At 31.9% G+C, this 11,964-nt stretch carries 14 protein-coding genes and 1 other RNA gene; 6 read left to right on the forward strand and 9 right to left on the reverse strand.

Annotated elements, in window-relative coordinates; all coding sequences use genetic code 11:
- Positions 1-414 (reverse strand): hypothetical protein (locus HRU50_RS13400; RefSeq protein ID WP_296351609.1); only part of this gene is annotated, 414 nt, incomplete at its 3' end.
- Positions 415-417: 3 nt separating this feature from the next.
- Positions 418-2,139, reverse strand: a complete 1,722-nt coding sequence (locus HRU50_RS13405; protein WP_296351610.1) for a DNA polymerase III subunit gamma/tau — start codon at positions 2,137-2,139, stop codon at positions 418-420.
- Between the two features lie 108 nt (positions 2,140-2,247).
- Between HRU50_RS13405 and rnpB the strand changes: the two genes are divergently transcribed.
- Positions 2,248-2,565: RNase P RNA component class A (gene rnpB / locus HRU50_RS13410), an RNA gene on the forward strand.
- A gap of 43 nt (positions 2,566-2,608) precedes the next feature.
- On the opposite strand, the gene rsmD is transcribed toward rnpB, so the two are convergent.
- The 3 genes from rsmD to HRU50_RS13425 are packed head-to-tail and all read right to left on the reverse strand — an operon-like array spanning position 2,609 to position 4,683.
- Entirely contained in the window at positions 2,609-3,148 is a 540-nt protein-coding gene (rsmD, locus tag HRU50_RS13415) for a 16S rRNA (guanine(966)-N(2))-methyltransferase RsmD (RefSeq protein ID WP_296351611.1), read from the reverse strand.
- Entirely contained in the window at positions 3,148-3,951 is an 804-nt protein-coding gene (locus HRU50_RS13420) for a DUF3822 family protein (RefSeq protein WP_296351612.1), read from the reverse strand. The genes rsmD and HRU50_RS13420 overlap by 1 nt, the downstream gene beginning before the upstream one ends.
- Positions 3,952-3,954: 3 nt before the next feature.
- Positions 3,955-4,683, reverse strand: coding sequence for a hypothetical protein (locus tag HRU50_RS13425; protein WP_296351613.1), 729 nt, complete (start codon positions 4,681-4,683; stop codon positions 3,955-3,957).
- A gap of 155 nt (positions 4,684-4,838) precedes the next feature.
- Between HRU50_RS13425 and HRU50_RS13430 the strand changes: the two genes are divergently transcribed.
- The 5 genes from HRU50_RS13430 to HRU50_RS13450 all read left to right on the forward strand — a co-directional run bounded on the left by HRU50_RS13430 (position 4,839) and on the right by HRU50_RS13450 (position 9,636).
- Positions 4,839-6,278 carry an AAA family ATPase gene (locus HRU50_RS13430; RefSeq protein WP_296351614.1) on the forward strand — a complete coding sequence of 480 codons (1,440 nt, stop codon included), beginning with the start codon at positions 4,839-4,841 and terminating at the stop codon, positions 6,276-6,278.
- 149 nt (positions 6,279-6,427) lie between these two features.
- Positions 6,428-7,156, forward strand: a complete 729-nt coding sequence (gene kdsB / locus HRU50_RS13435) for a 3-deoxy-manno-octulosonate cytidylyltransferase (protein WP_296351615.1) — start codon at positions 6,428-6,430, stop codon at positions 7,154-7,156.
- A 3-nt stretch (positions 7,157-7,159) separates the two neighbouring features.
- Positions 7,160-7,858, forward strand: a complete 699-nt coding sequence (locus tag HRU50_RS13440) for an HAD family hydrolase (RefSeq protein ID WP_296351700.1) — start codon at positions 7,160-7,162, stop codon at positions 7,856-7,858.
- A gap of 166 nt (positions 7,859-8,024) precedes the next feature.
- Positions 8,025-9,086 (forward strand): iron-containing alcohol dehydrogenase family protein, encoded by a 1,062-nt coding sequence (locus HRU50_RS13445; protein ID WP_296351616.1) that lies wholly within the window; start codon positions 8,025-8,027, stop codon positions 9,084-9,086.
- 1 nt (position 9,087) lies between these two features.
- Positions 9,088-9,636, forward strand: a complete 549-nt coding sequence (locus tag HRU50_RS13450; RefSeq protein WP_296351617.1) for a 1-acyl-sn-glycerol-3-phosphate acyltransferase — start codon at positions 9,088-9,090, stop codon at positions 9,634-9,636.
- 109 nt (positions 9,637-9,745) lie between these two features.
- Here HRU50_RS13450 and HRU50_RS13455 read toward each other — a convergent pair whose 3' ends face one another.
- From HRU50_RS13455 to HRU50_RS13470, 4 genes are all read right to left on the reverse strand, one after another.
- Positions 9,746-10,207: a nuclear transport factor 2 family protein gene (locus tag HRU50_RS13455; protein ID WP_296351618.1), complete on the reverse strand. Its 462-nt coding sequence runs from the start codon at positions 10,205-10,207 to the stop codon at positions 9,746-9,748.
- Between the two features lie 88 nt (positions 10,208-10,295).
- Positions 10,296-11,267, reverse strand: a complete 972-nt coding sequence (locus HRU50_RS13460) for a sodium-dependent bicarbonate transport family permease (protein WP_296351619.1) — start codon at positions 11,265-11,267, stop codon at positions 10,296-10,298.
- A gap of 34 nt (positions 11,268-11,301) precedes the next feature.
- A complete protein-coding gene (locus tag HRU50_RS13465; RefSeq protein WP_296351620.1) occupies positions 11,302-11,613 on the reverse strand; it encodes a hypothetical protein in 312 nt (103 codons plus the stop codon).
- Positions 11,614-11,631: 18 nt separating this feature from the next.
- A complete protein-coding gene (locus HRU50_RS13470; RefSeq protein WP_296351621.1) occupies positions 11,632-11,889 on the reverse strand; it encodes a hypothetical protein in 258 nt (85 codons plus the stop codon).
- Positions 11,890-11,964 lie beyond the last annotated feature (75 nt).

The following is an 11,964-nucleotide window of genomic DNA, read 5'->3' on the forward strand; positions in this document are numbered from 1 at the left end:
AAAACTATATAGGTCATCATTTTCTAAATACTTATCATTGAAACCAAACAATTCGTTTACCTTTTGTTTATTGTAAGTTTCATTACATAAGAGTTTTCCATCTTTCTCTACTCGAATATCAAACTTAAAATTTCTATAACTCGTTTGGTAATTAATGGTGTCTTTGATTTTAGTAAGTAGTACACTATGATTCATATCAGTGTAAGACTTAATCTTTACTCTAAAACCATTACTCATTATGGTGTCAACTTCGCGCTCACTGTAATTTAGAGGCTCAAATACGTCAACTTGCACATTAACCCTCTTATTATATTCTTCAATACTATTTTTAAGTGCCTGGTTTTTTGAGCGTCTGCCTTCACAACTGGCAAGAATAGCGCATATAATAACAAAAAGTCCAACTAATTTTTTCATAACCTATATGTCTAGACCAAAAGTTTTTCGTAACAACTCTAAGTTAGGATTTTTTTCTTTGAGTTTATCATATTTTTCTTGTGGTGTGAATGCATATTTCTTTGCTATTTCCTCATTCACCGATATATCTAAATGCAAGTCATAATTTTTTAAACGTTGCTTTAAATAAGCCATCAATGGGTACTGAGAACGCTCTAACTCAATTTTGTTGGTGTCATTAGAGTAAGTCAGTTTAATTGCTGTTCCTTCTAAATGAGGTGCCTCCATTTCTAAAATAGAAGCCATAATTTTTTCACCTTTACGATGTAGGGATTGAATGTATTCATTCCATGCGGTTGCCAATTCTTCTTGTTCAACTGGCTCTTTTGGTAGATTTTCTTCATCAACAACGACATCTAGTTGTTTTATTTGATGGGCTTTTTTCTCTCTTATACTTTTTAGAGAAAGACCAGATGTAGATTTCTTTTTTGTACCAATACTTAAAGTCGGAATTGGTGCAGAGGTTTCAACTTTTATTTGTTCAGTCTGAACTTTTCCCTGTGATTTAGCAACGGTCTTCACTTCAAAGGATTCTGAAGTAAGAGGTTTTTTTATTGGAATAGGTTTAATGCCTTTAGTTCTGAAATAAGAAGGAGGAATTATGAAATGTCTATGATTTTTTTTTTCTCCATCATAAGTGATAGAGGCAAGTTGCATAAGCGTTAATTCAACAAGTAAGCGTTGATTTTTACTAGTTTTATATTTAAGATCACAGTCATTCGCAAGTTGAATACCTTTCATTAAAAATACATTAGATGTTTTAACACATTGCTCTTGATATTTTTGTTTGGTTTCTTCACCGACTTCTAAAAGTTCTATAGTAGATTGATTTTTACAAACCATTAGGTCTCTAAAATGCGAGGCTAAACCAGCAATATAATGATGACCGTCAAATCCCTTTGAAAGGATAGAATTAAACTGAACCAATAATTCAGGTATCTTATTTTCTAGTATAAAGTCAGTACTCCTAAAATAAGTCTCGTAATCTAGTACGTTAAGGTTTTCTGTAACGGCTTGTCTTGTTAAATTCTTACCAGAGAAACTCACCACGCGATCAAAAATTGAAAGTGCATCACGCATAGCACCATCAGCTTTTTGAGCAATGATATGTAGTGCATCATCTTCTGCCGTGATACCTTGTTCATCTGCAATGTATTTTAAATATTCCTTGGCGTCAGTAACTGTAATGCGTTTAAAATCAAAAATCTGACAACGCGATAAAATTGTAGGGATAATTTTATGTTTTTCAGTAGTCGCAAGAATGAAAATACAGTGCTTTGGTGGTTCTTCTAAAGTTTTTAGAAAGGCATTAAATGCTGCCTGAGATAGCATATGTACCTCATCTATAATATAAACCTTGTATTTACCAACTTGAGGTGGAATTCTAACTTGGTCGGTTAGATTTCTAATGTCATCCACAGAGTTGTTAGATGCAGCATCGAGCTCAAAAATATTAAATGCAAAATCCTCGTCTTCACTTGTATTGCCATCACTATTAATCATTTTAGCGAGAATACGAGCGCAAGTTGTTTTACCAACACCACGTGGACCTGTAAATAATAAAGCCTGGGCTAAATGGTTATTTTCAATAGCATTAAGTAACGTGTTTGTAATAGCTTGCTGCCCAACAACATCCTTGAATGTCTGTGGTCTATACTTACGTGCCGATACTACAAAATGTTCCAAAAAAATGAAGCTATTGATTATAAAACAAAGTTACACATTCAATCTAAAAATTAGAATTCAATACTCAGAAAATAAGACTATTTATTAACAATTTAGTTACTTTTGCTACGAGTAGATTGCCTTATCGATCTTGTTTTAAACTGAGTTTAAAATAAGGTAGGAAAGTCCGAACACCATAGTGCAAACATAGTGGTTAATGACCACCAGCTGAGAGGTTAGGAAAAGTGCAACAGAAAGTATGTACAGGTAATGCTGTAGTGAAATCAGGTAAACTCTATGTGGTGCAATGTCATGTAAACCAACGCTTGAGAGTGGCACGTTCGATTGTTGGAGGGTAGACAGCTAAAGTTTGCTGGTAACAGTAAACTCAGATAAATGATAAGGGCTCTTTGAGTACAGAATTCGGCTTATAGATTTGCTTAGAAACATAAAACCCTTTACAAATTGTAAAGGGTTTTTATTTTTTCTTCTAATTATATCTAAAAAAACTAAAAGCATTTCCACCGTAATTTTTTGATTGTGAAAAGTACTTTACATCACTTAAGTCTGTATGCTTAGAATGCTCTATAATTAAAACACCTTCTTCGTCTAAGAGTTGATTTTCAAACACTAATTTCGGAATTTTTGAAAACGTTTCTTTATCAAAATCATAAGGTGGATCAGCAAAAATGATATCGTATTTGTTTTTATTTGTTTCTAAAAATTTAAATACATCACTTTTAATTGTTTGTAAAAGCATCTCAAAAGATTCTGCTGTTTGGTTGATGAATTTAATGCAGTCGTAATGACTATCAACGGCAGTTATATTTTCTGTGCCTCTTGATGCGAATTCATAGCTAATGTTTCCGGTACCTGAGAATAAATCTAATACAGAAATATCATCGAAGTAATATTGGTTATTTAAGATATTGAATAAGGCCTCTTTAGACATGTCTGTAGTTGGTCTGACAGGTAAATTTTTTGGAGCAACAATTTTTCGTCCTTTGTATAGTCCTGAAATAATTCTCATTAAAACGAATTTAAAATCAAGTAATGATTATGAAGATTAGAAGATGTTATATTTGAAAAGTTGAAACTCAGTTTAGGCTCAATGATTTCTATATATCTCACGTAGGTGTAAAGCAGATTATAGTACTCGTCTCCTTCAGATATTAAACCAGATAATTTGATGACAGAAAGTTCGGTATCTAGTCCAAGTTGTTCAAAAACAAAAAGTACATAATAAATAAAGTCTTCTTTGCAAGTACTCTCAAAAATATTGAATAGCATGAGATCAGAGTTATTACCTATCACCATGACTTCAATGTTACTATAGTTAACGTTAATAAAGACTTGCGGAGTCGTTTTTGGTTTAGTTTCTTGTAAGACATTATCTATGAGTATAGAAGATGCGTGTTTATAACTGAATTCCCCAAACCTTTCAAAAATATAGTTATTGATATTTACATATGGAATATAAACATTAATGCCATTATTAACTGCAATTTCATCAGTTGTGATAAAATCTGTTTTCAGTATTTTATTGTTGAATTTTAAATAGTCAGCTTTATAATTCTCATCGTACATTTCCACCGGAACAAGAGCAACTAAGTCATTCTGATGAATGATATTTACAGAATGAAAATTTTGATTATAAACTGAATCATCTAACTCTGTTTTTAAGCGATTGAGTGCAGTAAATGGTGTAAGTTTTTCTTCAAAAGCTACAGACTTTAAAACTTCGATAGTAGAAGTAGTTCTATTTAAGATACAAAAAGAAAGTCCATTCAAACTTATTTGAATGGACAACTCTTTAATATTAATATTTTTCAAAATTTACTCCTTATTTGAAAGATCTTTACCCCAGTTTCCACTGGTATTTACCTCTTCCATTGAACCAATCTTAACAGACTCTCCTTTAACACCTGCAATTGAGAAAGCTTCCTTTTCGTTCTTAATAAGATTTTTGTCTTGATCAAATAAAACAACTGATTTATCAACACTGGCTTCAAAAACTGGGATCTCATCTAGTTTACCAGCTTCTAGCTTAAATTTAGCGTCAATACCATCAATACCAATATTGTCCATAGTTTTAAATCGATCACTACCTTTAAATATAGAATCTCTTACAGTCCAATAATTTAAGGTGTCTATTAAAGTAAGTGTCTTAAATGCTTCAACTCCTCCATAAGCACGTGTACGTTCTTCATCTAATACAAGTGTATCTCTACGCTGCGTAATAGGCACACTATCATTTTCAACAAAAGAAATAAGCTTATCAAACGAGTTTGCATATTCTCCTTTAACTTCTTTGTAAGCCAGTTGAGAATCTCTAATATCTACAAGGCGATCAATTACCTTTTTGTAACGCTCAGTTTTTAACTGATTAAACTGAATTTCTTCATAAACTGACATAAAAGTCATGTATCCTAAAAATATAATTAAACCCCAAAGCGCAAGATTAATAACAGGCTTCAGTTTTTTCGGTACAAATTTATCAATTAACCAAACGATTAAAATGGTTAAGAGAATAATAACTACAACGGCTATAACGATATTTAACATACTTTTATTTATTAGTTAGGTGTCTCGCAAATCTACAATTTTTTTTTATTCGTAAAAACTATAAGAAACAAAAATCATCAAAATAAATATGTGGAAAAGTTAATCAGTTCTAAAATAGATAATAATGGTATATTGCTACATATTTAATATGTCCTATGGTTACTAATGCTTCTGCATTTTACACACTTCTTAAATCTAAATTTCCATTTCAACCGACCTCAAAACAAGATGAAGTCTTAATGCAGTTATCAGAGTTCATTTTTGATCAGGCATCAAACAATTTATATCTGCTAAAAGGGTACGCAGGTACTGGTAAAACTAGTATAATAGGGACCATTGTTGCTAACCTTTGGCAATCAAAAAAAAGTGCGGTTTTACTAGCACCTACTGGAAGAGCAGCTAAGGTGATTTCTAATTATTCTAAAAAGGAAGCTTTTACCATTCACAAAAAAATATATTTCCCCAAAAAAGAAAAAGGTGGTGGAGTAAAATTTGTGATGCAACCAAACAAGCATAGAAACACAATTTTCATAGTTGATGAAGCTTCAATGATTCCAGATGTTCCTTCTGATTCTAAATTGTTTGAAAATGGATCTCTGCTCGACGATTTAATGCAATATGTGTATTCAGGACATCAATGTAAATTGCTGTTAATAGGTGATAAGGCACAGTTACCACCTGTTAAATCAGATTTGAGTCCTGCTTTAGATGCCACTAAATTAGATCTTAACTATAATAAAAACGTAAAAGGTTTAGAATTAGATGAAGTTGTACGACAGGAAGAAAATTCAGGCATACTAGCTAATGCCACAGAACTGAGATCTGTTTTAGAATCTAGTTTTTATGATAGTTTTAAGTTTGATGTTAGCAATTACAGTGATATTGTTAGATTGGTAGATGGTCATGAAATTATGGATGCCATCAACGAATCTTTCAGTAATGATGGTTATGAAGAAACAGCGATAATAGTACGAAGCAATAAAAGAGCCAACCTCTATAATAAACAAATAAGAGAGCGTATTCTTTTTAATGAGAGTGAAATCTCTGCGGGTGATTATCTAATGGTGGTTAAGAACAACTATTTCTGGGTTAAACCAACAACAGAAGCTGGGTTTATAGCAAATGGTGATATTATTGAAGTTTTAGAAATCTTTAGTATTAAAGAACTTTATGGGTTTAAATTTGCTGAAGTAAAGGCGAAGATGGTAGATTATCCACGTATGAGACCTTTTGAAACTGTGTTATTGCTAGATACTATCAATGCCGAGAGTGCTTCTTTAACTTACGAAGAGTCAAACAGATTATACCAAGAGGTATCGAAGGATTTTGCAAATGAAAAATCAAATTACAAGCGTTTTTTAGGCGTTAAGAATAATAAATACTTCAATGCTTTACAGGTAAAGTTTTCTTACGCTATTACATGTCATAAGTCACAAGGTGGACAATGGAACACCATTTTTGTTGAACAACCTTATCTACCTAATGGAATGGATAAAGACTATATACGTTGGTTATACACTGCGGTTACAAGAGCAAAAGAAAAGTTATACCTTATAGGTTTTAAGGATGATATGTTCAATGAAGGTCTTCTGTAATACAAATAAGTAATTTCTCTTTGGAATCTAACAAATATTCACTGCTTTCATTTAAATAATTATTATTACAGCGAATCAGTTCTGGTAAAAACTAAGGTTCAGTTACCGAATATTAATAATATATTTGTGACTCGTACAGTACAATTTTTATGAAGATTATTTCAATGATTCCTGCACGTTATAGTGCGTCACGATTTCCTGGTAAACTTATGCAGAATTTAGCAGGAAAGTCAGTAATACTTAGAACTTATGAGGCGACAGTAGCAACAGGTTTGTTTAGTGAAGTATACGTAGTAACTGATAGTGAAATTATTTATGATGAGATTACAAATCATGGAGGTAGAGCTATAATGAGCATTCAAGAATATGAATCTGGAAGTGACAGAATAGCAGAAGCCGTTGCAAATGTTGATTGTGATATTGTTGTAAATGTTCAAGGCGATGAACCTTTCACCGAACGAGAAAGCTTAGAGAAAGTTTTAAGTGTTTTTAAGACTGATGCTAAGAAAGAGATAGATTTAGCTTCATTAATGGTAGAAATTAAGGATTGGGACGAAATCAATAACCCAAATACAGTTAAGGTCATAGTAGATCAAAATAATTTTGCCTTATACTTCTCAAGAAGTCCAATTCCGTACCCAAGAGATAAAGAAGCAAATGCGAGATACTTTAAGCATAAAGGTATTTACGCTTTTAGAAAAGAGGCTTTGCTAGAATTTACAACCTTACCAATGCAATTTTTGGAAGCCACTGAAAAAATTGAATGTATACGCTATCTAGAATATGGAAAGCGCATAAAAATGGTTGAAACAACTATACAAGGTGTTGAAATTGACACTCCTGAAGATTTAGAACGCGCTAAAAAACTTTGGAAGTAAATGATGGATTATTCTAATATAAAAGTTATTGGTTTTGATGCAGATGATACACTTTGGGTGAATGAAACCTATTTTAGAGACGCTGAGATAGAATTTGCTAAGCTGTTATCACAATATGAAACTATAAATAAAATAGATCAAGAACTGTTTAAAATGGAAATTAAAAATCTTCCATTATATGGTTATGGTGTAAAGGGTTTTATGTTGTCAATGGTAGAAATGGCATTAGAGCTATCTAATGGTGAGGTGTCAAACAAAACTATAGGAGCTATTCTAGATATTGGAAAAGACATGTTGAATAAACCTGTTGAATTACTAGATGGAGTTACCGAAGTTTTAGATATTTTAAGTAAGAATTACAGATTAATAGTTGCTACCAAAGGCGATTTATTAGATCAAGAAAGAAAGTTAGAGAAATCTAATTTAAACGGTTACTTTCATCATATTGAAGTTTTAAGCGATAAAAAAGAAGAGAATTATCAAAATTTATTAAATCATTTAGACATAAATCCGGCCGAGTTTTTAATGATAGGTAACTCGTTAAAGAGTGATATACTGCCATTGTTAAATATTGGTGCCCAAGCCATTCACGTTCCATTTCATACAACGTGGGCGCACGAATTAGTTACAGAGAAAGAATCGGAAGGAAAGTCATATTTGACAGTTAATAATGTAAAAGATATTTTAAAGTATTTAGAGTAAAAGCTTTAGATAATTATAGTTCTAAAAGTTCATGTAAGATTAAAAACAGAGCATTTTAGAAGTATCATAAAGAACTTTTAAAATTACGTGTATTCGTTAGAATAAAAGAATGAAGTTTTTATTTTTGTTAAAGATTACTAAGTAGATGACATATAAGAATTATCCCATGGTTTCCAGAGTTGTATTTGGTCGTGGGAGTTTTAATCAACTAGAAGACATAATTGCACCAAAACGCAATGGGCGCAATGCACCATTTATCTATTATGTTGATGATGTTTTTAAAGGTAACCATTGGTTGACTTCTAGAATATCGTTGTCCTACAGTGATAAAATTATCTATGTACCAACAGATGAAGAACCAAAAACTTCTCAGATAGATCAATTAGTAGAAGAAATCATTCTAGAATATAGTGAGTTACCTTCTGGAATAATTGGTATTGGTGGAGGAATTGTGATGGATATCGCAAAAGCCGTATCTCTTATGTTAACAAATCCTGGTGAATCTAAAGACTATCAAGGTTGGGATTTAATCAAAAATCCTGCAATATATCATGTCGGAGTACCTACAATATCTGGAACAGGCGCTGAAGTCTCTAGAACAACAATTCTTACAGGTCCAGAACGTAAATTAGGTATTAACAGTGATTTTACACCTTTTGATCAGGTTATTTTAGATCCAGAATTAACTAAAGATGTACCAAAAGATCAGTGGTTTTATACTGGCATGGACTGCTTCGTCCATTGTATTGAGTCCTTAAATGGTACGTATTTAAATGCATTTAGTCAGAGTTATGGTGAGAAAGCCTACGATTTATGTAAAGAAATCTTTTTAGGGGATTATTTATCTGCTGAAGACGCACAAGATAAGCTAATGATGGCATCTTGGCATGGTGGTATGAGTATCGCTTACTCGCAAGTTGGTGTAGCTCATGCTATGAGTTATGGACTTAGTTATTTATTAGGCATAAAACATGGAATTGGTAATTGTATTGTTTTTGATCATCTAGAAGAATTTTATCCAGATGGCGTAGCTATGTTTAAGGAAATGAAAGCAAAGCATCAAATAGAATTGCCAAAAGGTGTTTGTTCAAATCTAGAAGAAGAGGAAATAGACATTATGATAAATGTTGCTCTTAGTCTAGAGCCACTTTGGGAAAATGCTATTGGTAAAAGCTGGAAAAAAGTGATTACTTCGGAGAAATTGAAAACGCTGTACAAGAAGATGTAGTATGCGTTGGTTAGCTAAATTTATTTATTCTAAAGTTTTAGGCTGGAAAGTTACAGGAAACACAAATTTTTCTAGTGATTCCATTAAAAAGTGTGTCATTATTGCTGCACCTCATACGAGCTGGCACGATTTTACTATAGCAGTAATTATGCGCAAAGTAGTTGGTGTTAAAGCCAATTTTATTGGAAAAAAAGAATTGTTTGTAGGTCCTTTAGGTTGGTATCTCAAATCGGTAGGTGGTTCGCCTGTTGATAGAACATCAAAAAAGAATTCTGTAGAACAAATTTCAGCGATGTTTGAAGGTAAAGATGAATTCAGAGTTGCGTTATCACCTGAAGGCACAAGGAAAAAAGTAGAACAGTGGAAAACAGGTTTCTATTACATCGCAAAGGCTGCTAACGTGCCTATAGTTATGTTTACGCTAGATTTTGAAAATAAAACGAATCATGTTTCAGAGCCATTTTATCCAACAGAAAACATAGAAGAAGATTTTAAGTTTATGAAATCTTTTTTTGAAGGTGTGAAAGGTAAAGTACCAGAATATAGTTAGTATGGCATAAGGTTTGATTATTATAAACCGTAATGAAACATAAAGTAAACTTTAGATAAAGTCCCTAAAAAGAAACATTGCTATTAAGAAAGCTATCTTTTTCCTCAAATCAGATAGCTTTTTTATTTATATACTTATCCAACAAATAGTTGGTTTGTTTATTCAATTTAGATTTAAAAAATCCGGTTCCACCAAGTATTAAACCCTTAAATCCTAATGCTTGCTTTGCCCATCTATGCAGATTAAAGTGATCTGAATGTTCTAAGATTAGACCATCTTTAAATTCAAATGAAGCATCAATTCTATTATGAATTCTTCTACCTGTTTTACTAAATGTATAATATGCTTCCCAATGTGCTGAGTTTGCTGTTATGTCTGATGCTTCAACTTTAAACGATTTTCCTTGTTGAGATTCACATAACATAAACCACATGGCTTTAGCTCTGTCTCCTTGCAATTTACCAAAAGCTGGATCTTCAAAAACAATAGCATCATGGTAAAATGAACACATAGCTTTAGCATCTAAATTATTGAACGCCTCATAAAAATTTTCAATGGTTGCTACACTCATAAAATTAAAGTATTTGTCTAAATATAAATAAAAAAAGGCTTCCGAAGTCGAAAGCCTAATTATAATAATTAAAACCTAATTAATTGTTTTAAAACCAATTACACGCTTGAATAATACATAAATACAATGGCATCCCTAATGTAATATTAAAAGGGAATGTTATAGCTAATGCCATAGGTAAATACAAACTTGGGTTTGCCTTGGGAACGGCAATTCTCATTGCAGCAGGTACAGCAATATAAGAAGCACTCGCAGCTAATATTGCAAATAGTAATCTGTTGCCTTCACTATCCGTAAATGCAGAACTGATTACGGCAACTAAACAGCCATTAATAATAGGTATGATAAGCGCGAATATTAAAGCAAACCATCCCTTTTTTAAGAATGAACCCAGTTTTTTACCACTAGTTATTCCCATATCTAATAAGAACACTGCTAAGAATCCTTTAAAAATATCAGTTGTAAATGGTTTGATACCTTCAGCCTGTTGGGCACTAGCTAAATACCCAACCACTAAGCTACCAAGTATTAATAACACACTTCTATTTGTTAATGCATGCTTTACAACTTTTCCCATTTTTATTTTTACAGCATTTTCTTTGTCATAAATATTAATTAATAAAAGACCAACTATAATAGAAGGTGCTTCCATCAATGCCATCACGGCAACCATATGACCACCAAATGAAATTTGCTCAATTTCTAAAAACGATATTGCAGTTACAAATGTTACAGCACTCACTGAACCGTAAGCTGCAGCAATTGCACCAGAGTTAACAACGTTAAACTTTCTTCTAAGAATAAAGTAGGTGTAAATAGGTACGATTACGGCTAAGAATATTCCAAATAAAAGCGACCAAATAATTTCTAAATTTAAGTCGCTATGAGAAAGTTCTTGTCCACCTTTAAAACCAATTGATAATAATAAATAGAGAGAAATAAATTTTGATGAATTAGGCGGAATCTCTAAGTCACTTTTAAGTTGTACAGCAATTATTCCAAGAAAAAAGAACAAGAGTGCTGGATTCGTTAAATTATCGAATAATAAATGTAAGTCCATTAATAAAAATGATTTATCAGTTGTTGTGATACTGTTATTTTACAAAAGAAATATTCAAGGTTCCGTTGATGACAACGTTATAACCTTCTTTTCTCGCTTTTTCTAGGTAGCTTTTTGCAGTGTGTTTCTCATGGATTAATTCTTCAATACGTTTATCCTCGTATGTGGTATCGGCTTCTTCAGAATTTTCACGAATTTTTATTCTCTGTAATTTATGGAAGTTTACTTTTTGCTCAATTAAAACATTTACAATATGATTGCCTTCTTGTGGTGTAAAAAGACCTTCAACTAATTGTACTTTTTGAACAGCGTTCTTTACGTCATTATGAGGGTGAGAATCTGACATACACTTTAATGTTAGTGATTACTTTTTAACCACGCTATCGTTAGATAATTTGATTAGAAGTAAACAAGATATAATGAAAGAACAAATAGCAATTTTTTCTATAAAAATATTACCATTCATATAAGAAAGCGTAATAAGACCTGTAAGTGCTAAAATTACAATGCTAATAACGATTTTAGGATTTAGTCTTTTTTTATCAACATGCTTAGCACTTTGCCTAGCTTTATCAACGCTGTCAACCTGCACCTTCGAATAATTTTGTCTGTAATGTTCCATAATGTGCTTTTTTTTTCTGCTGCAAAGTTTATATAAATAATTTATTTATTTTTATATATCTTTTTTATAACATGC

This window comes from Winogradskyella sp., assembly GCF_013213835.1.
Lineage (GTDB): Bacteria > Bacteroidota > Bacteroidia > Flavobacteriales > Flavobacteriaceae > Winogradskyella.